Source organism: Oceanobacillus rekensis (assembly GCF_002153375.1).
Classification (GTDB): Bacteria; Bacillota; Bacilli; order Bacillales; family Amphibacillaceae; genus Oceanobacillus; species Oceanobacillus rekensis.
Genome location: NZ_MTBQ01000003.1, coordinates 106146 through 127004 on the forward strand (window position 1 = coordinate 106146; position 20859 = coordinate 127004).

General features: G+C 37.8%; 23 protein-coding genes. 1 reads left to right on the forward strand and 22 read right to left on the reverse strand.

Annotated elements, in window-relative coordinates; all coding sequences use genetic code 11:
- Positions 1-51 precede the first annotated feature (51 nt).
- The 16 genes from sucC to smc form a co-directional block, all read right to left on the reverse strand.
- Entirely contained in the window at positions 52-1212 is a 1161-nt protein-coding gene (gene sucC / locus BV906_RS07910; RefSeq protein ID WP_087972922.1) for an ADP-forming succinate--CoA ligase subunit beta, read from the reverse strand.
- Between the two features lie 102 nt (positions 1213-1314).
- Positions 1315-1590, reverse strand: coding sequence for an EscU/YscU/HrcU family type III secretion system export apparatus switch protein (locus tag BV906_RS07915; RefSeq protein ID WP_087972923.1), 276 nt, complete (start codon positions 1588-1590; stop codon positions 1315-1317).
- Positions 1587-3362, reverse strand: a complete 1776-nt coding sequence (locus BV906_RS07920) for a hypothetical protein (RefSeq protein WP_087972924.1) — start codon at positions 3360-3362, stop codon at positions 1587-1589. The genes BV906_RS07915 and BV906_RS07920 overlap by 4 nt, the downstream gene beginning before the upstream one ends.
- Positions 3363-3460: 98 nt before the next feature.
- Positions 3461-4228, reverse strand: coding sequence for a ribonuclease HII (locus BV906_RS07925; RefSeq protein ID WP_087972925.1), 768 nt, complete (start codon positions 4226-4228; stop codon positions 3461-3463).
- Positions 4229-4803: 575 nt separating this feature from the next.
- Positions 4804-5655, reverse strand: coding sequence for a ribosome biogenesis GTPase YlqF (gene ylqF, locus BV906_RS07930; RefSeq protein WP_087972926.1), 852 nt, complete (start codon positions 5653-5655; stop codon positions 4804-4806).
- 6 nt (positions 5656-5661) lie between these two features.
- On the reverse strand, positions 5662-6231 hold the full coding sequence (gene lepB / locus BV906_RS07935; protein ID WP_087972927.1) for a signal peptidase I: 570 nt from the start codon (positions 6229-6231) through the stop codon (positions 5662-5664).
- A 159-nt stretch (positions 6232-6390) separates the two neighbouring features.
- Positions 6391-6735 carry a 50S ribosomal protein L19 gene (gene rplS / locus BV906_RS07940; protein ID WP_087972928.1) on the reverse strand — a complete coding sequence of 115 codons (345 nt, stop codon included), beginning with the start codon at positions 6733-6735 and terminating at the stop codon, positions 6391-6393.
- A 129-nt stretch (positions 6736-6864) separates the two neighbouring features.
- A complete protein-coding gene (trmD, locus tag BV906_RS07945; RefSeq protein WP_087972929.1) occupies positions 6865-7605 on the reverse strand; it encodes a tRNA (guanosine(37)-N1)-methyltransferase TrmD in 741 nt (246 codons plus the stop codon).
- Complete coding sequence (gene rimM, locus BV906_RS07950) at positions 7605-8117, reverse strand: ribosome maturation factor RimM (RefSeq protein WP_087972930.1); 513 nt, start codon at positions 8115-8117, stop codon at positions 7605-7607. Before rimM ends, trmD begins: the two co-directional genes overlap by 1 nt.
- Positions 8118-8128: 11 nt before the next feature.
- Positions 8129-8518 (reverse strand): YlqD family protein, encoded by a 390-nt coding sequence (locus BV906_RS07955; protein WP_087972931.1) that lies wholly within the window; start codon positions 8516-8518, stop codon positions 8129-8131.
- A 128-nt stretch (positions 8519-8646) separates the two neighbouring features.
- Positions 8647-8874, reverse strand: a complete 228-nt coding sequence (locus BV906_RS07960; protein WP_087972932.1) for a KH domain-containing protein — start codon at positions 8872-8874, stop codon at positions 8647-8649.
- Between the two features lie 13 nt (positions 8875-8887).
- A complete protein-coding gene (rpsP, locus tag BV906_RS07965; RefSeq protein WP_087972933.1) occupies positions 8888-9160 on the reverse strand; it encodes a 30S ribosomal protein S16 in 273 nt (90 codons plus the stop codon).
- 176 nt (positions 9161-9336) lie between these two features.
- On the reverse strand, positions 9337-10680 hold the full coding sequence (gene ffh / locus BV906_RS07970; RefSeq protein WP_087972934.1) for a signal recognition particle protein: 1344 nt from the start codon (positions 10678-10680) through the stop codon (positions 9337-9339).
- Between the two features lie 13 nt (positions 10681-10693).
- A complete protein-coding gene (locus BV906_RS07975) occupies positions 10694-11011 on the reverse strand; it encodes a putative DNA-binding protein (protein WP_087972935.1) in 318 nt (105 codons plus the stop codon).
- Positions 11012-11090: 79 nt separating this feature from the next.
- Entirely contained in the window at positions 11091-12083 is a 993-nt protein-coding gene (gene ftsY, locus BV906_RS07980; protein ID WP_087972936.1) for a signal recognition particle-docking protein FtsY, read from the reverse strand.
- A gap of 15 nt (positions 12084-12098) precedes the next feature.
- Positions 12099-15665 (reverse strand): chromosome segregation protein SMC, encoded by a 3567-nt coding sequence (gene smc / locus BV906_RS07985; protein ID WP_087972937.1) that lies wholly within the window; start codon positions 15663-15665, stop codon positions 12099-12101.
- Between the two features lie 257 nt (positions 15666-15922).
- On the opposite strand from smc, the gene BV906_RS07990 reads away from it, so the two are divergent.
- The gene (locus BV906_RS07990) at positions 15923-16144 is read left to right on the forward strand and encodes a DUF1128 domain-containing protein (protein WP_087972938.1); all 222 of its coding nucleotides are present in this window, start codon (positions 15923-15925) and stop codon (positions 16142-16144) included.
- A 58-nt stretch (positions 16145-16202) separates the two neighbouring features.
- Here BV906_RS07990 and rnc read toward each other — a convergent pair whose 3' ends face one another.
- The 6 genes from rnc to fapR all read right to left on the reverse strand — a co-directional run bounded on the left by rnc (position 16203) and on the right by fapR (position 20789).
- Positions 16203-16880, reverse strand: coding sequence for a ribonuclease III (rnc, locus tag BV906_RS07995; RefSeq protein ID WP_087972939.1), 678 nt, complete (start codon positions 16878-16880; stop codon positions 16203-16205).
- Positions 16881-17003: 123 nt separating this feature from the next.
- On the reverse strand, positions 17004-17237 hold the full coding sequence (gene acpP / locus BV906_RS08000) for an acyl carrier protein (protein ID WP_087972940.1): 234 nt from the start codon (positions 17235-17237) through the stop codon (positions 17004-17006).
- 296 nt (positions 17238-17533) lie between these two features.
- The gene (gene fabG / locus BV906_RS08005; protein WP_087972941.1) at positions 17534-18274 is read right to left on the reverse strand and encodes a 3-oxoacyl-[acyl-carrier-protein] reductase; all 741 of its coding nucleotides are present in this window, start codon (positions 18272-18274) and stop codon (positions 17534-17536) included.
- On the reverse strand, positions 18274-19212 hold the full coding sequence (fabD, locus tag BV906_RS08010; RefSeq protein WP_087972942.1) for an ACP S-malonyltransferase: 939 nt from the start codon (positions 19210-19212) through the stop codon (positions 18274-18276). The genes fabG and fabD overlap by 1 nt, the downstream gene beginning before the upstream one ends.
- A gap of 4 nt (positions 19213-19216) precedes the next feature.
- Positions 19217-20215: a phosphate acyltransferase PlsX gene (gene plsX, locus BV906_RS08015; RefSeq protein ID WP_087972943.1), complete on the reverse strand. Its 999-nt coding sequence runs from the start codon at positions 20213-20215 to the stop codon at positions 19217-19219.
- A complete protein-coding gene (gene fapR, locus BV906_RS08020) occupies positions 20199-20789 on the reverse strand; it encodes a transcription factor FapR (RefSeq protein ID WP_087972944.1) in 591 nt (196 codons plus the stop codon). Before fapR ends, plsX begins: the two co-directional genes overlap by 17 nt.
- Positions 20790-20859 lie beyond the last annotated feature (70 nt).

A 20859-nucleotide genomic window follows, 5' to 3' on the forward strand; every position in this document is an offset into this window, starting at 1 on the left:
AAAATAAAGGCTTTTGCTCCACTTATAAGAAAGCATAACTTTCACTAAAAATTAGCTGACCATGGAAACAATTTTCTCTGCACCATCAGCCATTGATGTTGCTGGAGTGATGTTTAATCCTGATTCTTCAAGAATTTGTTTACCCTTGTCAACATTTGTTCCTTCCAAACGAACAACAAGCGGTAATTCCAATCCAACTTGTTTAGTTGCCTCTATAACACCTTCAGCAATAACATCACACTTCATGATGCCGCCGAAAATATTTACGAAAATACCTTTAACATTTGAATCGGACAAAATAATTTTAAATGCCTCTGTTACTTTTTCCGCAGTTGCGCCGCCCCCAACATCAAGGAAGTTAGCGGGGTCTCCGCCATAATGGTTAATAATATCCATCGTAGACATCGCAAGCCCGGCACCATTAACCATACAGCCAATGTTTCCGTCCAATGAAACATAGCTTAGGTCATATTCGGATGCCTCAATTTCTTTTTCATCTTCTTCTTCTAAATCACGCAGTTCCATGATATCTTTTTGACGATATAGTGCATTATCATCGAAGTTTAATTTCGCATCGAGTGCAAGAACCTCCCCGTCACCTGTAGTTACAAGTGGGTTAATTTCTGCAATCGAACAATCTTTTTCAATAAATGCATTATATAAAGCTGTCATAAACTGCACAGCTTTTCCGATTAGTTCATCAGGTATATTGATGTTAAATGCTAATCTTCTAGCTTGGTAAGGTGATAGACCAATTACAGGATCGATAATTTCTTTGAAAATCTTTTCAGGAGTAGCTTCTGCTACTTCTTCAATCTCTGTACCACCTTCTTCAGATGCCATGAAAACAACACGTGATGTCACGCGATCAAGGACAACACCTACGTAATATTCTTTCTTAATGTCACAGCCCTCTTCAACAAGTAAACGCTTAACTTCTTTACCTTCTGGACCTGTTTGATGTGTTACAAGTGTTTTTCCAAGAATTTCATCCGCATATGTACGAACTTCTTCTAAGTTTTTAGCAACTTTCACTCCACCAGCTTTACCACGGCCACCGGCATGTATCTGCGCCTTGACAACGGTTACAGCAGTGCCAAGCTTTTCTGCTGCCTGTACAGCTTCATCAACCGTATAAGCTACATAGCCATTCGGAACCTTTACACCGAATTGGCGTAAAACTTCTTTCCCCTGATACTCATGAATGTTCATTTTCCATCCTCCTATCAATTTCACTGCAATACTATTGTATAAAAGAAAAACAAATTTCACAAGAAATAGAGAAATTTGTTTTTTCTATTAAGTATTAGAATTCTATTCTTTCCGTTGCATTTGCTTGTCTGCATGATAGACAAATGAAAATACTTCCGCTACAGCCTGATATAATTCTTCCGGAATGGTTTCATTTATATTAAGCTCTGCAAGCAATTCTACTAGTGAGGCATCTTCCAAAATTGGAACATCATTTGCCTTCGCTCTTTTAATGATTTCATCAGCAACTAGACCTTTCCCCGTAGCAGTAATCATTGGTGCAACACTCTTTTTTTGATCATACGTGAGTGCTGTGGCTTTTCTCCTTTTTTCTGTCATATGCGATAATCAACTCCTTGATACGAAGATTGATATGGCTTTATTCTATCCGTACCTGTCTTTTTTTGTTCCTGTAAGGCTTTAAAATGAATAGAAGAAAGGTGATAATTCAATGCATCTAACCCCTGTGATAGTACAGGTTGAATGGACTGTGTATAATCTTTTAATTTTGGATATTCATCATTATATATCGTAACGGAAACAGAACGCTTTTGAATATTCATATCAATCACGGTTTGCTTCAAATGCTCCAGATTTAAATAAAACAATATTCGACAGTAATCGGGATCAATTTTCCCGTCCGCAGTTTTCCTGCTCTCAAATTCAAGTTCCATATCTTTCGTTAATCCCAGTTTTTCAGCAGGTATTTGCATGGATGCTTGAATGAAATTTGCCGATTCATTTACTGAATTTAACTGCATTCCATTAATAAAATGCAGCAACTGCCCTGCTTTCTCCTGTATGGTTCCATCACTGTGCTGTAGCAACTGTAGCAACATAGATTTAATACTTTTATTATCTTCTTTTAAATTTGTTGCTATGTTATTTTCATAAGATAAACCAGTGTACTGCAATACTTGATTAATCTGCTGCAAAAACTGCTCTTTTGGTGAAGCATTCGTAAATAGATTGTCTAGTTTTATAGATGACAAAGCAGTAGTTAACTGTGTATATGTTCGCTGATCACTGAATGTCTTTAGTACGCTTAAAACATGTTCTAAGTGCAACGAATTATTTGACAGTACCCTTATCGATTGTTCGGATGCAGCAGAAAGATGGGGGGTAATTTTTTGGAACAATTGTTCTTTTAGATCAGTAAATTCCTTCTGTGTTAATACAGTGTCAGCTACGACTTTTTGCCTTAATTTATTTTCAAATAGATTCAGTATTTCCTCGGAATGTGTAACAAGTGCTTGTTTATTTAAAACTACTTGTTCCATTGCCTTCACGATAACATTTGTATTTAGATGGAAAGGTATTTTCATATCTAAAGAATGCGTTGATGTACCATTCTTCTCTAATATCGCTTTTGGCTGCCCCCAAGCTGATTTCCATGTTGCAAAGTCCACCGCTTTATCCAACAGCCCGACAGACTTTAAAACTTGGAATATCTGCTGTCTATTACTAGTATTGTCTGCGTTTATTTGCCTAGTTAATGATACTTTTTCACTCACTGGGGGATTAATAATTTGCTCCATTTTGAAAGTGAGATCTGTACTTGGCTTTAGTTGTTTGAGAAGTTCCCGCATTTGTGTTGTCAGGTCCGTACTATTTTTAGAATTCAACGCATTAAATACGTTTTCCGTGATTGGTAAATTACGCTTAATCATCTCTACTAATTCTTGCTGGGCGGGTCCTTTATGTTTGATTGTGTCCAATAATTGCAAAGCATTTTTCAACTGTGTCCGATCAAACGAGATACCTTGACTAATAATTTTATTTACGAGTGCTATATTACTTTTTGTTGTTTTCAAACCAAGCTGCTCTATCAGGTTCCAGGCAACACTTTTTGATTGTGATTGCAACTCTTCGCCGAGAACTTTCAGATGAATGGTTTCTTCTGAAGACTGTACTTGGAAGTGATATCTTCCTTCAATGGATAGGGATGCTTCCAACTGAGCAATCAAATTTTTACTACCAAGCTGAATTTGTGCTTTATTGTCCGGATAGATTTTAAGGATCTTACCTTGAATAATTTGACCGGGTCTTAGTTTCTGCTGTTCCTGATGAATCTTTGACATTTTTTCACCAATAATTTTGTGAATACTCAACGGTTACATCCCCTTTTTTAGAAAACTTGTGCATTTGGGTGATGCCTTGGTTGTACTTATATAATTCGAAAGTACTATACTTTTTTGTATGAAAAAAATTAACCTAATTTATTAACAGGAGCAAAGGTCTTTCTATGATAAGGGGAAGCCCCAGCCTCTTGCAGTTTTTCCATATGATGCTTTGTACCATATCCCATATTCTTTGCGAATTCATATATCGGATATTCATTATGTATTTCCTTCATTAAGTTATCCCGGGTTACTTTCGCCAAAATACTTGCCGCTGCAATTGAAATACTCTTCGTATCACCTTTTACTAGTGATTCAGATGTGCATGGCAATTGTTCCAGCTTAACAGCATCCACCAATAAATGATCAGGAGTATGTGTTAATTGATCAAACGCTTCCCGCATCGCAAGTTTGGTTGCTTCAAATATATTAATTTTATCTATCTGATGATTGTCGATAATTGAAATGCCATAACATACTGCTTGTTCTTTAATGATTGTAAAAAATGTATCTCTTGTCTGTTCATTCAATTGTTTGGAATCATTCAATCCCATTAATTTGAAATCTTCCGGAAGAATAACAGCCGCAGCAACAACCGGACCAGCGAGTGGTCCTCTACCAGCCTCATCGATTCCTGCTATGAGTTTGGATCCATTGGAATAGGCCATTCTTTCATAGCTTGTCATTGCATAAAAATTAGCCTCTAGCTGCTTGTCTTTCATTTTCTGTTTTTCATAGCTATTCAATAGTGACTGAACACCCTTGCGTTCATCCATTTTAAGTTCGGTAATATCCGCTTCACTTAATTCGCCGTTTTTCATTAACTTTTTTATAACAGCAATCGATTGTTTTTCCATTATTCCACCTTACTCTCTATCTTATATCGGTTCGTAGTTGGGTATATTAAATGTTGTTCAAAAAATCCGAACTGCGCACTGATCGTCCCAGCGATAATATTTGTTGTGTTTACTGCGAAATCTTTAAATTAAAACGTTACTTTAAGTTTAATTCCAAAGACCTGTGCTGTCGCGGTCGTCCGGTATCGTTCTGGGCGGATGCGGATGCGCATCCTTAGCACGGCCTCAGCCCCGAAGAGAAAATCACTCTTCTGGTCTTCGGACACGTGCTGTTTCCGCAAGAGTCACCGCCCAGAACAATACCGGACTGGTGATGCTATATGATGCTGTTTTAGCCATTGCAAACTCAGTAATTGACAAGCAATATGCTAACTAGCTCTGGGAAATACACGTAGACTTCTGCGTGAGTGTATTTCCCAGAGCGGTCGCCGAAGTTACTTATCTATGACGTATTTCATACTAACTACGAGAGTTATAACGGAACAATTCTTTTCGGTGGGACGAGTAAACCCCAGTCACAAACATGAATCAAAAAGCCTTTAAAATAAAAACACACATCCTAAGAGATGCATGTCTTATTTATTTATTGGTGTTTCTAACGTAATATTTCCTAATCTCCCTGTACGTAAATCCCTTATAAAAATATCGGAAACTTTTTCAAAATTTATCTGTCCACCGCTTTCCAGTGCACCTCTTTGTTTTCCGATTGCATTAAATATTTCCAGCATATCATCCATGTTCCGATTGATATTGTATCTCTCTTCCAGCTGGTCTGGATAATGCTCTCGCATATAGTTAATAACAAATGCAGTTATGTCCTGTAAGGAAAGAAGCTGATCTTTAATCGTTCCAATTGCGGCAAGCCTGTAACCGACAACTTCATCTTCAAATTTGGGCCATAAAATACCTGGTGTATCGAGAAGTTCAAAATCCTTTTTGACTTTAATCCAAAGCTGTTGCTTTGTAATACCAGGACGATCACCTGTTTTAGCGGCCTTTCGCATTGCGAGCCGGTTAATTAGTGTTGATTTCCCAACATTTGGTATACCAACGATCATCGCTCTTGCCGGTCTTGGTTGGATCCCCTTCTTCATGAGCTTCTCCATCTTTACCTGTCCGAGCTCTTTTGCCATTTGGATAACTCGATTAACATCTGCTTTATTATTAACATCTACCGCAATTGCTGGAATCCCCATCTCTTTAAAATGGCTAATCCATCTCTCTGTTTCACGTTGATCAGCTAAGTCTTTCTTCATCAAAACGATCATTTTCGTTTTGCTTTGCATCACTTGTTGCAGCATTGGGTTTTGCGAAGAGAAAGGTGCTCTTGCATCCACTAGTTCCATAACGAAGTCAACAAGTTTTAGTTTTTCTTCCACTTGCCGTCTTGCCTTTGCCATATGTCCGGGAAACCATTGTATTGACATAATTGTTTATTCCTCATTTCCTAAGAATTGCATTCGACTGAAGGGCCAATAAATCAGGCTTGTTTTGCCGACCAATTGTTCCATTGGAATGACACCGAGCATCCTGCTGTCCGTTGAATTCCCTCTGTTATCACCCAAGACAAATACATGCCCTTCTGGAATCACCTCGTGACCTCCAGGTAGCTCTTCAAGTGTAAAATCATTTGTTAGCGTCTGATATGGTTCCATATTTTCTTTTTGCTCATTCAGGAAAGGTTCATCAACTTCTTCACCATTTATATATAACACGTTATCTTCTACAGCTACATGTTCTCCCGGTAGACCGATAACACGTTTAATAAAGTCTTTCTGGACGGAAGCGTGGAAAACGACGATATCAAACCTATCTGGTTCCTGAAAATGATATGAAAATTTATTTACAATCATTTGATCCCTATCATGAAGGGTCGGCAGCATGGACGGTCCATCAACCACAATTGGCGCAAAAAGGAACATACGGACTATAAATGCCAACCCAAACGCAAGCAATAATGCTTTTATCCAATCAAACCATTCATTTCTTTTCTTCTTCGCCACATATTCCCCTCCGAGCCATCTATATCTATCTTTATTGTAAGCCAGCTTTGTACATTCATACCATCTTAAAATCGTTCAGTGTCAAAAAAAAACAAAAAGGAGCTTGTGCAATTTTTGCCAAGCTCCTTTCCAATAACGTTTTTATTCAGCTCGCTCTGATTAGCGACGTTCTTTAATACGAGCTGCTTTTCCGCGTAGATTACGAAGATAATATAATTTCGCACGACGTACAATTCCACGACGAGTCACTTCGATTCTGTCAACTCTTGGTGAATGTACTGGGAAAGTACGTTCAACACCTACACCGTAAGAAATTTTTCTTACTGTAAATGTTTCATTGATTCCACCATTTTGGCGTTTAATAACAACACCTTCGAATATCTGAATACGTTCGCGAGTTCCCTCTACAACTTTAGCGTGAACCTTAACCGTATCACCAGCACGAAAATCGGGACGATCTGTACGAAGTTGATCTTTTGTGATGTCTGCAATTAGTTGTTGCATTCTACTTCACTCCTTCCAAACCAATGTTCATGAATCATAATAGAACAGCGGAACATCGTTTATATGTACTTAACGTACTTAAGCACAATACCTAATATATCACATTGAAATTAATAGTTCAACATTTTTTCAATCATTTTCACTTTTTTTAATGTTATTCAATACTGCCTGATCTTCTTTACTCAAAGTGTAGTTTTCCAAAAGATCCCGCCGACGCGAATAGGTCCGTTTTAATGATTCTTCTTTGCGCCAATTCTTAATTTTAGCATGGTCCCCAGACAACAAAATATCAGGAACCTTAATTCCGCGAAAATCTGCTGGTCTCGTATAATGTGGATGTTCAAGTAGTCCTGTAGAGAAGGAGTCTTCTGGTGCAGATTCTTTATTACCTAATACATCAGGAAGCAAACGAACAACACTGTCCACAACAACCATGGCCCCCAGTTCTCCCCCGGTGAGTACATAGTCACCAATCGACAATTCATCTGTCACAAGATGCTCCCTGATCCTCTCATCATAGCCCTCATAATGGCCACAAATGAAAATAAGATGTTCTTCATTTGCTAATTCTTCTGCTTTCTGTTGAGTAAAGGTTTCTCCCTGTGGACACATCAGTATGACACGAGAGGTTGTCTTATTTTTTTTCTTCACATCAGAAACCGCATCAAAAATAGGTTGTGGGGACAATACCATTCCGGCTCCGCCGCCATATGGATAATCATCGACCTTCATATGTTTATTCTCTGTGTAATTTCTGAAATTTACGAGATTATAACTAAATTTCTCTCTTTCACTAGCCCTTTTCAATATAGAAGAATTGAACACACCCGAAAACATTTCTGGAAAAAGAGTTAATATATCAATTTGCATTAATCCAGCAGTCCTTCCATTGGTTCTATAACTACCTTTCCGGCATTAATATCTACTTCTTTTACTATATCATCAATATAAGGAATTAATATGTCTTTCCCCTGTTCTTGCTTAATGACCCACACATCATTTGCCCCAGGTGAGAGGATTTCCTTGATTTGTCCTAATCTCTTATCATTAGTTGTGTAGACTTCACAACCAATAATCTCATGGTAATAATATTCATCTTTATTTAAATCCGTTAATTGTTCTTCTCTGATTTTTAGCACGCAGCCCTTAAATGGCTCCACAAGGTTTATATTTCCATATCCCTTGAATTGAACAAGGTCAAAACCCTTATGTATCCGGTGTGCAGCAATTAATAACTTTATTGGCTTGTCATCCTTAATGACATATACGGATTCTCCCGGTGTAAACCGTTCTTCAAAGTCACTAATCCTAAGTATCTTGACTTCTCCCTTGATGCCATGTGTATTCACTATTTTACCAATACTAAACATTTTAATATCCATCATATCACCTTCTATTTCTCAATTCTTATAACGATATCATCTTGAAGGACGATTGTCTGGTTCTCCATTATTTCTTTCCAGTTTGAACCAACTTCCACTTCAACAAGAGCATCAACTTCAGACTCAATAATTTCACTTCCAATTTCCAGTGTTGCCAATTGGTCTATTTTAAAATCAATAAGTTTGATCTTCTCTTTACGATTATTAATCTCCTGCTGAAAACGCTGCTCGATATCCTGCTTAGAAACTCCTGATTTATTTTGTAGTTTCCTTTTTTCAAATAGGAGTTGTTGACACTCTTGTTCAAGTCGCAATTTGTGATTTTCGAAATTGCTGTATATTTTTTCTTTACTCTTCTGGGTAACAACTTGCTTGATAATAACCTTTTTAATGATATTCACTGGATCTCCTCGCTCCCGTAAAAAATCTTTTCATTATACCTGTTTATCTATCGTAGTTAGTATAAGTTTTTACAGTTTCTAATATGGAAAAGGGAAAGAAGAACCCATTTGCGGGGTCCACTTTCCCTTTACATAATATCCAAATAAATGCGTTTATTACCATCTGACTTAGCTGCATAGACAACCGTACGAATTGCTTTTGCAATACGTCCATTTTTTCCAATTACTTTTCCGACATCATCTTGGTTAACAGTAAGATGATAAACGATCTTTATATCTTCTTCTGTTTCCGTAACAACGATATCGTCCGGGTAATCAACTAATGAGGCAACAATCGATTCTATTAGGGCTTTCATGATATCACACTACTTATTTAGAATTTTTATTATCGTGGAATTTTTTCATGATGCCTTCATTTGAGAAAAGATTACGTACTGTATCACTTGGTTTCGCACCTTTTGTCATCCAATCAAGTGCTTTTTCTTCATCTATTTTAACTTCAACTGGATTAACTACTGGATTGTATGTTCCAATTTGTTCAATAGAACGTCCATCACGAGGAGAACGTGAATCAGCTACAACGATACGATAAAATGGGTTTCTTTTAGATCCCATACGTTTCAAACGGATTTTAACTGCCATTATTTGCACCTCCAATAAAATGTTTATCACAATTTTAGATTCTAACAGAAAAATTTAGGTCTGTAAAGTGTTTTTACATTACAAAGAAAATAACTTGTGAATTTCTTTGTGATAATCTTCTTCATTTGATTACTAGTAACGTTGCTAGAACCTGTATTTTCACTGATAAATCTGTACTAAAATGGTAATTTAAAGCCACCCTTGCCTTTTTTTCCTTTTTGCATGTTCGTCATTTGTTTCATCATTTTCTTCATTTCACTAAATTGCTTGATCAGACGATTAATCTGGGAAACCGATGTTCCAGAACCTTTTGCAATCCGCTTTCTGCGGCTGCCATTGATAATGCTCGGATCCTGTCTTTCTTTTTTGGTCATGGACTGGATAATTGCCTCGACATGGGATAATTGCTTATCATCGAGTTGTGCATTTTTTAGACCTTTCATCTTGTTGGCACCTGGAATCATCGCCATCAGATCATCCAATGGCCCCATTTGTTTAACCTGGCCCATCTGTTCGAGAAAGTCATCAAATGTAAAGGACATGGTACGCATTTTTTCTTCCAGCTCTTTGACTTGCTTTTCATCAACATTTGTTTGTGCTTTTTCAATTAATGATAGGACATCGCCCATCCCAAGAATCCGTGATGCCATGCGATCTGGATGGAATGCTTCCAGCTGATCGAGTTTTTCCCCCATACCAGCAAATTTAATCGGCTTATCTGTAACAGCCTTAATGGATAATGCAGCACCACCACGAGTATCCCCATCAAGTTTCGTAAGTACAACTCCAGTAATATCAAGCTGTTCATTGAAACTTTCCGCAACATTTACAGCATCCTGACCTGTCATCGCATCGACAACAAGGAAAATTTCATCCGGTTTGACGGTCGTTTTAATCTGCTGTAATTCTTCCATCAGATTCGTATCTACATGCAAGCGACCAGCCGTATCGATAATGACATAATCATGATGTTCCTCTTTTGCCTTCTCAATTGCTTTTGTTGCAATATCAACTGGATTTGCTTCTGTTCCCATAGAGAAAACAGGCATATCCAATTGTTCACCCAAAGTTTCCAATTGCTTGATTGCTGCAGGACGATAAATATCACATGCTACCAATAATGGAGTGCGATTATGCTGTTTCCGCAGTAGACTGGCAAGTTTTCCAGACGTTGTTGTTTTACCGGCCCCTTGCAGACCTACCATCATAATGACTGTCGGTGAGCGGTCGGCAACTGCAATTTTACTCTGCTCGCCACCCATTAATGTTGTTAGTTCATCTTTTACAACTTTAATAACTTGTTGGCCAGGTGTTAGACTATCCATTACTTCCTGACCAATTGCCCGCTCTTTAATGCGGGCAATCAAATCTTTAACCACTTTAAAGTTAACATCAGCTTCTAATAAAGCAAGACGGACTTCACGGGTCATTTCCTTTACATCTTGCTCAGAAACTTTCCCTTTACCGGTAATCTTCTTTATCGTACTTTGCAGGCGGTCAGCCAATCCTTCAAATGCCATAGAAGATGTCCCCCTAATCTAATTCTTTTAGTTTGTTAATCATTTCTAATATAGATTCATCTGTTATCGATTTCTCCAACTGTTCAATGAGCAATATACGCTGGTAGAATTTACTGTATAAATGTAACTTCTCCTCATAAGTTTCAAGCATTGCTTCTGTTCGTTTGATATTATCATACACAGCTTGCCGTGACACATGAAACAACTCAGAGATCTCGCCCAGTGAGTAGTCTTCCAAATAGTACATTTCCATATAGTTACGTTGTTTGGGTGTTAGCAGTGCTTGATAAAAGTCGAATAAAAAATTGACACGTGTTGTCTTTTCCAGCAATTTACACACCCCTTGTTAAGTGAATTACCTTTACATATCATAGCGAAAGTACCGAATTCTTGTCAAGGAATTATAAAAGTTATTCCTCTACTGCCATATCTGCAAAGAGGCCATAAACAAATGCATTTGCATCAAATTCCTGCAAATCTCCAACTTGTTCCCCAAGCCCAACATATTTCACAGGAATATTTAACTCATTACGTATTGCAAGCACAATTCCACCTTTTGCAGTACCATCAAGCTTTGTCAATACGATTCCTGAAACATTCGTTGCTTCCGAGAACGTTTTCGCCTGATTGAGTGCATTTTGCCCCGTAGTCGCGTCAAGGACAAGTAATACTTCATGTGGTGCATCAGGTATTTCCCTTTCAATAACTCGTTTTACCTTTGAGAGTTCATTCATCAAGTTTACTTTATTTTGAAGTCTTCCTGCTGTATCACAAATTAGCACGTCTGCATTCCGTGATTTTGCTGCCTTAATTCCATCAAAGATTACAGCTGCAGGATCACTTCCTGCGTTTTGTTTAATAACAGCAACATCGGCTCTTTCTCCCCATACTTCAAGCTGTTCGATTGCCCCTGCACGGAAGGTATCCCCTGCAGCCAAAATGACATTTTTCCCTTGTTGCTTCAACTGATGTGCGAGTTTTCCAATACTAGTTGTTTTTCCGACACCATTGACACCGACAACAAGTATAACGGAAAGCCCGTTCTCTTGTAGTTGTAATTTCTCAATCTCTTGGTTGTCATCGCCATAATAAATTTCCACTAATTTTTCAGAAATCACATCTTTGATACCGTTCGTATCTTTAATTTTTTGCCGCTTCACTTCCATTCTGAGTTCTTCGACCAGTTCCATAACCGTTGTTACACCTACGTCAGCGGTAATAAGTACCTCTTCCAACTCTTCAAAAAAATCCTCGTCTACTTTACGGTATCGGGCAATCAGATCATTGAGCTTACCTGAAAATGAATGACGTGTTTTCTTCATGCCTTCTTGATATTTTTTAGAAACCTCTTCCGTTTCCTCATTTTGTTTAAATTTATTTTTTAATTTATCCATGAATCCCATTTTTCCGCTAACCTCCTACGATTCTATTAATTCTTTTGTTTCCTCAAGTCTTACGGAAACAAGTCTGGATACGCCGGATTCCTGCATGGTTACCCCATAAAGTGCATCTGCTTCTTCCATTGTACCCTTCCGATGTGTAATCACAATAAATTGCGTTTTATCACTGTATAATTTAACATATTTTGCAAACCTAGCAACATTTGCCTCGTCCAGTGCCGCTTCTACTTCATCTAATATACAAAATGGAACAGGGCGAACTCTAAGTATAGCAAAAAGTAATGCAATAGCTGTCAGGGCACGTTCCCCACCTGAAAGCAGACCAAGATGTTGTAGTTTCTTGCCCGGTGGCTGGGCAATAATGTCTATTCCAGTATCCAGTAAATTTTTGGGATCCGTTAAATTCAATTCTGCATGTCCACCGCCAAATAATTGTGTAAATACAGTTGCAAATTCAGCTTTAATCTTGGTAAAAGTCACATCAAAGCGTTTTTTCATTTCTTCATCCATTTCAGCAATGACACGATAAAGTATCTCTTTCGCTTCCACAAGATCATTTCTTTGTTCAGTTAAGAAGGTGTAGCGCTCTGAAATCCGTTCATATTCATCAATGGCACCTAGATTGACTGCTCCAAGAAGTTCAATTTCATGCTTCAATTGCTCCACATTTAACTTGGACTCCTCCATATTGTCCACTTTTCCATACTGCTGTCTGGCCTTCTCATAGGTGATTGTATACTCTGTTTGCAAATGATTTAAACGATTTTCAAGATCTACATCCATTCGGTTCACATTCACTTCTTTTTGTTGAATGGTCTGTAAAAATTGCTGATGATTTTTATTCTCTTCTTTCAGCTCTCGTTCCATATCCTCGACAAGCTTTGTTTGTGCTAATCTGTTACTGCGCATTTCCTTGATTTCTGAAGTGGATGCTACCTTCTCTTTTTTTGCAGACTGAATCATTTGATCCATATCAGCTTCTGTTTCTCCTGAAGTCTCCAACTCAAGAAAATTATTTAGTTCTTTTTCAAGTTTTGATTGTTTCCCTAGCAGACTGCTTAATTGCTGTTGTACAGAATTGGTTTTTTCACGTTGATTTTTAACTCTTTCATCCTGCTCCGCCAGCGTAATCTGAAATTGATGCAATTCACTTTGCATCGCTTCTTTATTTTCCTTAAACTTTGTATCTTGTTTGGTCAGTAAGTCTATTTTCTTCTGAATAGATTCCAATTGCTGTTTGGTCTCTAACAATTCTTTTTTCAGGTTTGATTCACGTGTAAGTAGTTCAGTACTATCTTGAATATATTGTTGTTTATCCATATCATAGATGGAAAGATTATCATTAATTGAAGATAGTTCCATCTCCACTTGCTTTAATTCTGTATGGATCTCCTGCAGTTCAGTTTGCATTATGGTTATTTGATTTTCCGCAGATGACAGTTCGCTTTCCAAACTATGAACATTATTTTTTTTCTGTTTTACCATGGTTTCAAATTGGAATGCTTTTTGCTGATATGCAATTAATCGTTCTGTCATTTCCTGTAAATCCTTTTCTCTGGTGAATAATGACTGATTGGTTTTCTTCTGAGCACCGCCGGACATCGAACCACCTGGATTAACAACATCGCCTTCTACTGTGACTACACGGAACCTCCGATTAACAAGCGTGGCAATATCAGTTGCATCTTTTAACGAACGGGCAATAATCACATGACCCATTAAATGATTGATGGCTTTTTGATATAGGTTGCTTGTTTTCACAAGACTTGATGCAATCCCTATATACCCAGGATGGTTTTTCAATTTACGAAGGAAATCTGCCTGGATGAATCGCTCTTGGATGGATCCGAGTGGCAAAAATGTAGCCCTGCCATTATTTGTTTTCTTCAGCCAGGAAATAGCATTTCTTGCTGCTTTATCGTCATGAACAACAATATGCTGTGCTTGTCCACCGAGAACGGTCTCTATTGCCGTAATATAATCTTTAGGCACTTCGATTAACTCAATCACTGCCCCATGAATATGTTCAAGCTTATTTTCTTCACGAGCTTTTAGAATCGCTTTTACACCGTGGAAAAACCCTTGGAAATCTTCTTTCATTTCTTCCAGCATTTCCTTTTTTGATTTCATTTTCTCGATATACTGATATCCTTGATAAAGCTTTGTCTGTGAATCCTGGAACTGATTGCGCTCAGACTGCAATTTGCTTTTTAGGTTTTTAATAAAATCATCTTTTTCCTGAAACTGTGTTTCTTTATCAAGATAATCAGAATTCATTCGTTTTTGCTTTTCCAATAGCTGCTCTCGTAATGTAACAATATCTTGAAATTTTTCAGCTTGCTTATCTTTCTTTCCATTTATTTGTTGTAATTGTTGTGCAATGGATTGTTTTTCATTCCGCTTTGCCGCCTGGTTATTTAGTAATTCAATATAATCGGATTTTAGTTCTTCCAATTGTTCCGATATACTCTCTTTACTCATCTTTAGTTGTGTTTCCAGTTGACTTGCAAACTCTTTCGTTTTCTTTCTGTTTTCCTGTAATTCTACAAGTACTGTTTTTTCCTTTTTTAACAAATCCTGCAAGCCACTAATTTGTTCATCGGTTTCCTTTTTTTGTTTTTCCAGTTTTTCCTTGGTTTCACCAAAATGCTTGGAACGTTCATCGAGTAATTGTTTTTTTCCTTCATACTTTTCAAGCTGTTCGGTTGCTGTTAGTAGAGTCGCCTGCAATGCTTCTATTTCACTATCAAGTTGCTGTGTTTCCAACTTGCTTTTTTCTATTTCAGCTTCTTTCCGGCGAATGACTGCATTTCGATTCGCTTCCATTACTTTATCATTTTCAAGTTCCTTTAAAATTAACTGCCACTTATAGTGTATCTGTTCAATTTCTGTGACCAGAAAAGAGATTTCCTTTTGTTTTAATGTAGCTTTTAATTCCGTATATTTCTTTGCTATTCTGGCCTGCTCTTCTAATGGGGTAATCTGTTGTTCGATTTCATGGATAATATCTTCAACCCTATTTAAATTTTCCTGTGTTTCTGCTAATTTATATTCGGATTTCTTTTTTCTTTGTTTATACTTTAAAACACCTGCAGCTTCTTCAAAGATTGTTCTACGCTCTTCCGCTTTAGAACTGAGAATTTCTTCCACTTTTCCTTGACTTATAATGGAGAAAGCTTCTCGTCCTAATCCGGAATCCATAAAAAGGTCGATAATATCTTTTAATCGGCAGGACTGTTTATTGATATAAAATTCACTATCACCTGAACGGTATACACGACGAGTCACGCTTACTTCATCATAATCAAGTGGTACACGCTTATCTTCATTGTCCAGAATGAGCGTAACTTCTGCAACGTTCAATGCTTTCCTTGAGTCACTACCTTGGAATATGATATCTTCCATTTTAGAGCCACGCAATGATTTAGCCGATTGTTCACCAAGTACCCAGCGTATTGCATCGGTTATATTACTTTTCCCACTTCCATTAGGACCAACGACCGCTGTCACTCCAGGTACAAATTCTACATTTATCCGCTCCGCAAATGATTTGAAGCCTACACTTTCCAATCGTTTTAAATACATATACATTCTCCTATTTTAAATGGAACCTATTCCAGTTTCCCATAACGTTAATATTCTTAGATGTGATTACTCTTCTGCTTTTCAGCAAATTCCTTCGTTAACTTTTATAGATAGGAAGGTTTTATTCTTCTGTATTTACTAAAAACAGTTGGCTTTTTAACTTATTTATTTTATCATAAAGTAAGTAACAAAAGAAGTGCAGACCATACAAACACTATATACTGCAAAGTGACTTGAAAAACAGAGGGGGAATTTACATGGAATTAGAAAATGCAAATGAAGAAAATATGAAAATATTGCTGGAAGGATTAGCCGAACGGTTAAATGTCGTTAATCGTGCCATTATGGATCCGGATGATTATGATTTAAGTAAATATGAAGATTTGAAGTTTATGTATGACATGGTAGTCCAAAAAGGTCAACTAAGTGCATCTGAAAAGCAAGCTTTTATTGAGGAATTAGCTTCTATAAGGAAATAGGTTATATTAAAAGTAAAGGCTGTACCACATAGGTACAGCCTTTTCAATGCATTACAGTTTAAAAATGATCGAGCGCATATTTTGCTGCACGCTGTTCTGCTTCCTTTTTTGTTTTACCAGTGCCTTCACCAGCTACGTTTCCCTTTATAATTGCTTGTGAAACAAATTCTCTATTATGGGAAGGACCTTTTTCTTCTACAATTTTGTATTCAATGGATTGATTCTTACTTTGTTGGATCAACTCTTGCAATTGACTTTTATAATCCATCGCATGCGAAAAAGCACCAGTACTGATTTTCGGAAAAACATGCACCTCTAAGAAATTTAGCGCCTCATTAAACCCCTGGTCCAAATAAAGAGCACCCAGGAAAGCTTCAAATACATCTGCTAAGATTGCTGGTCTCTGTCTACCGCCCGTTTGCTCTTCACCTTTACCAAGCAGCAAGTATTCTCCAAAATTTAGCTCTGTCGCAAAATTCATCAAGGACGGTTCACAAACAATCGAAGCTCGTAATTTAGTCATCTCACCTTCAGGCATTTCCTTATTTTCACGGAAAAGATACTGGGATACCCCTAGTTCCAAGACTGCATCACCAAGAAATTCAAGACGTTCGTTATCCGTAACTACGGTATTCCGATGCTCATTCACATACGATGAATGTGTAAAAGCCTGTTGTATTATGCTTTGATCCTTGAAGTTGATATTCAATTGCTTTGCTAATTGACCCACATCCATGGCTGTCGCCTCCATTAAAATATAACGAAAGCCTCGCATCTGCGAGACTTTCTGTATGAGGATGTCCAGAAAGTCTTTTTCCCTTTTGAACAAACACTATTCATTTAACTACTTACATTGAAACTAAGCTTTGCTGTTTATGTAATTTACAGCATCACCTACTGTATTTATATTTTCAGCATCTTCGTCTGCGATTTCCATGTCAAATTCATCTTCTAATTCCATCACAAGCTCAACTACATCCAATGAATCTGCTTCCAGATCATCCTTAAAAGAAGCTTCCATCGTAATTTTGGATTCATCAACATCAAGACGATCTACAATAATAGCTTTTACACGATCTAATACATCTGCCATCTTATCTCACCTCCCTTCAAGTAGTATAAAATATTTCTGTGTGAATTTCTAGTTGGAGCAAGTTTATATCAGGTCGATATGGCTTCGAACGACTATTACGACAGGGGAATTCACCTGTACTACGACCCCTTACTAGCGTTAAGTTTCTGAACAGTAGCCTCCACCTTTGTTTCGACTAGCTACGTGGGCTAGCGGCTCGAGTCATAGACAATAGACATTCCGAGCACAAAAACCCGTGCTCTACAGTCTCTTGTCTATGCTATTCGCCGCTGGGCAAGCCCACTTCGCTTTTGATTTCACATCACCATTCCGCCGTCGATGTGGATGGTTTGGCCGGTAATGTAGTTGGCGTCTTCTGTTGTGAGGAAGCGGACAACTTTTGCTACATCTTCGGCTGTTCCTAGTTTTGCCAACGGAATTAAGTTTAGCATACTTTCTCTTTGTTCCTCGGTCAGTTCGTCTGTCATATCGGTAGAAATAAATCCAGGTGCAACTGCATTAACCAAGATGTTACGAGAGGCAAGCTCTTTTGCGGTTGTTTTTGTTAATCCGATGACACCTGCTTTTGCTGCAACATAATTGGCTTGTCCAGGATTCCCACTGACACCTACAATAGATGCAACATTTATAATTCTGCCTGCTTTTTGTTTCATCATTTGTCTAGTCACTGCCTTTGTACAAATAAAGACACCTTTTAAATTCGTATTAATTACGCGATCGAATTCTTCTTCCTTCATACGCATTAACAAGTTATCACTTGTTACGCCCGCATTATTCACTAAAATATCAAGACTTCCAAATGTTGAAATTACTTCTTTAACCATTGCTTTTACATTTGTTTCATTGGCAACATCTGCCTGCACTTTAAAGGATTGAACACCCAGCTGTTCAATCTCTTCAACAACTGCCTGTGCCTTTGCTTCACTACCAGCATAATTGACTGCTACATTAGCACCCTGCTTTGCCAGTTCAAGAGCAATTGCTTTTCCGATTCCACGCGATGCGCCTGTCACTAGTGCATTTTTCCCTTTGAGCATTATGATTCCTCCCTGTACCATGAAATAAAATCGTTCATTGATTTAATATCCTGTACTGCAAACGTAGGAACCTTCTTGTTTATTTTTCTTAATAGACCAGAAAGTACTTTCCCATTACCTACCTCGACAAAAGCGTCTATTCCTTCATCAATCATATGATTAATAGACTCTTCGAAGCGTACGGGGGAGTACAGTTGTTTAAGTAGCAAATCCTTTATTTCCCCACTTGAGGTGACTGCTTCTGCTGAAACATTGGCATATACCGGAATCACCGCATCTTTTACCTGAGTGTTATCTAAATAGCTTGCAAATTCTTCATTGGCAGGCTTCATCAATCTGGAGTGGAACGGACCACTAACGTTTAAGGGAAGAACGCGTTTTGCTCCTTTTTCCTTCAATAACTCAGACGCTTGTTCAATTCCTTGCTTCGACCCAGAAATAACGATTTGACCTGGACAATTCAAGTTGGCAAGATCAACGACTTCATCCGTGATCGTTTGCAATACATCTGATATTTCCTGTTCTTTCAAACCAAGTACAGCGGCCATAGTACCCTGACCTTTAGGAAAAGCTTCTTCCATTAATTTCCCGCGTACAGCAACTAATGGTAAAGCATCTTCTAATGTTAATGCATCAGCAGCAACAAGTGCACTGTATTCTCCAAGGCTGTGTCCCACAGTCATAACCGCTTCCACATTTTCCTGTTGTAGTAATTTATGTATTGCGATACTTGTCAAAAGAAGGGCGGGCTGAGCGTTTTCTGTCTCAGTTAATATTTCTGTTGGTCCATCAAACATAATTTCCTTTATATCTTTATCCAATACTTCATTGGCTTTTTGAAATAGTTCTTGAACGAATGGAAATGCATCGTGCAATTCCTTCCCCATTCCAACAACCTGTGATCCTTGACCGGGAAACATAAAAGCTACTCGTTTCATCCTATCACTCCTTATCTAATTCAATCGAATCAATCGTCGTTTTAATCGTTTCAGTTACATTATGTTCAACCATATGATTTGCCTGTTTAATGGCACTCAAAATTGCTCTGCTATTTGATGAACCATGTGCTTTAATGACAGGCGCAGCAAGTCCAAATAAACCAGCACCACCATATTCGGAGTAATCTAATTTTTCTTTAAGTCCACGAAGATCATTTTTCATAAGACCTGCTGCAAGTTTCGTTTTCGTTGACGACATAAGCGTTCCTTTTAATAAAGCGAAAATCGCTTGTGCGGTACCCTCAATAGTTTTAAGTGCTATATTGCCACTAAACCCATCTGTAACGACGACATCACAGGCACTATTTAAAATGTCCCTTGCTTCTACATTTCCGATAAAGTTTATTGGAGCACTTTTCAATTGTTCAAAAGCCTTTTTTGTCAATTCATTTCCTTTTCCATCTTCTGTTCCTACGTTAAGAAGGCCAACAGTAGGATTTGAAATATGACGGACTTTCTCAGAATAAATCGAACCCATGATTGCATATTGAACGAGATGATTCGCCTTAGCATCCACATTTGCTCCAACATCAAGCATGAGAAATCCTTTTCCATCAACGGTGGGAAGTGTTGGACTTAGTGCAGGTCGGTCAATTCCGGGAATCCTTCCAACGACAAACAATCCAGCACTCATTAATGCACCAGTATTTCCGGCTGAGATACAAGCGTCCGCAAGACCTTCTTTTACCGCTTGTGCCATTAACACTAAGGAAGAGTTCTTCTTTCTACGTACAGCTCTTACAGGCTCATCATCACTTGTTATAACTTCATCGGTATGAATAACTTCAATATTTTTATTATTAGTTAAGAATGGGTTAATTTGATTCTCATCACCGTAGAGGGTTATGGTCAGGTTATTAATCTCTGTCACTGCATCCATGGCACCAAGTACAATCTCTTTTGGTGCATTGTCGCCCCCCATAGCATCAACTGCTAATCTCATTTCCGTTTTCCCCTTTATCATTTGGTTGATACATATAAAATAGACCTGTAAAAACTTTCTCCTTATCTACAAAACTATTAACATGTACAATAGTGCGATCTTTTTCATCTTTACCTTGTATAATTGCCTTGGCTATAACACGTTCCCCTTCAATAACCTGACGTGTAAATTTCACTTCAGATTTGGCGGTAAGTGCTAGTTGATCGTTTATAACGGCAACAGCCAATGAATTGGCCTGTGCAAATAAATGATGGCCTCTCGCTATTTTATTCCTCGAAAAGACAAGTTCAGAAGTAATATCCAAAATAGATATTGCACGTTTGTCCAATTCCAAATCTATAATTTCACCAATCACTTCATCCAATGGCAAAGCTTTCACTGTTTCATTCCATTGATTGGTCGCAACATACTTAATGCGTTCCCTCAACTCAGGGATGCTCATTTCCATCCGATCCAACCGTATTGTTTGAATGCTAACACGAAAATCTTTTGCCAGTTGTTCATCCGTAGTGAAGGGGCTTTGTTTAATTTTTTCTTTTAAAAGTTGTTGACGTTCCGTTTTTGTTTTCTTCATCATGCACCACCATCATCATTTAATTCAATGCGTTTATGACTTGGTACTAATAGTAATATATAATACCATT

What these genes read in the sequence shown, in the direction of transcription:
- smc (WP_087972937.1), bottom strand. Translation starts at nt 15,665, where the DNA reads ATGTATTTAAAACGATTGGAAAGTGTAGGCTTCAAATCATTTGCGGAG.
- acpP (WP_087972940.1), bottom strand. Translation starts at nt 17,237, where the DNA reads ATGGCAGATGTATTAGATCGTGTAAAAGCTATTATTGTAGATCGTCTT.
- BV906_RS07925 (WP_087972925.1), bottom strand. Translation starts at nt 4,228, where the DNA reads ATGGAAAAACAATCGATTGCTGTTATAAAAAAGTTAATGAAAAACGGC.
- rnc (WP_087972939.1), bottom strand. Translation starts at nt 16,880, where the DNA reads ATGGATGTGGGTCAATTAGCAAAGCAATTGAATATCAACTTCAAGGAT.
- rimM (WP_087972930.1), bottom strand. Translation starts at nt 8,117, where the DNA reads ATGGATATTAAAATGTTTAGTATTGGTAAAATAGTGAATACACATGGC.
- BV906_RS07990 (WP_087972938.1), top strand. Translation starts at nt 15,923, where the DNA reads ATGGAATTAGAAAATGCAAATGAAGAAAATATGAAAATATTGCTGGAA.
- rpsP (WP_087972933.1), bottom strand. Translation starts at nt 9,160, where the DNA reads ATGGCAGTTAAAATCCGTTTGAAACGTATGGGATCTAAAAGAAACCCA.
- ffh (WP_087972934.1), bottom strand. Translation starts at nt 10,680, where the DNA reads ATGGCATTTGAAGGATTGGCTGACCGCCTGCAAAGTACGATAAAGAAG.
- ftsY (WP_087972936.1), bottom strand. Translation starts at nt 12,083, where the DNA reads ATGGGATTCATGGATAAATTAAAAAATAAATTTAAACAAAATGAGGAA.
- fabG (WP_087972941.1), bottom strand. Translation starts at nt 18,274, where the DNA reads ATGCTCAAAGGGAAAAATGCACTAGTGACAGGCGCATCGCGTGGAATC.
- BV906_RS07915 (WP_087972923.1), bottom strand. Translation starts at nt 1,590, where the DNA reads ATGACAGAAAAAAGGAGAAAAGCCACAGCACTCACGTATGATCAAAAA.
- rplS (WP_087972928.1), bottom strand. Translation starts at nt 6,735, where the DNA reads ATGCAACAACTAATTGCAGACATCACAAAAGATCAACTTCGTACAGAT.
- plsX (WP_087972943.1), bottom strand. Translation starts at nt 20,215, where the DNA reads ATGAGATTAGCAGTTGATGCTATGGGGGGCGACAATGCACCAAAAGAG.
- fapR (WP_087972944.1), bottom strand. Translation starts at nt 20,789, where the DNA reads ATGAAGAAAACAAAAACGGAACGTCAACAACTTTTAAAAGAAAAAATT.
- sucC (WP_087972922.1), bottom strand. Translation starts at nt 1,212, where the DNA reads ATGAACATTCATGAGTATCAGGGGAAAGAAGTTTTACGCCAATTCGGT.
- ylqF (WP_087972926.1), bottom strand. Translation starts at nt 5,655, where the DNA reads ATGTCAATACAATGGTTTCCCGGACATATGGCAAAGGCAAGACGGCAA.
- fabD (WP_087972942.1), bottom strand. Translation starts at nt 19,212, where the DNA reads ATGAAACGAGTAGCTTTTATGTTTCCCGGTCAAGGATCACAGGTTGTT.
- trmD (WP_087972929.1), bottom strand. Translation starts at nt 7,605, where the DNA reads ATGCAAATTGATATATTAACTCTTTTTCCAGAAATGTTTTCGGGTGTG.
- BV906_RS07960 (WP_087972932.1), bottom strand. Translation starts at nt 8,874, where the DNA reads ATGAAAGCCCTAATAGAATCGATTGTTGCCTCATTAGTTGATTACCCG.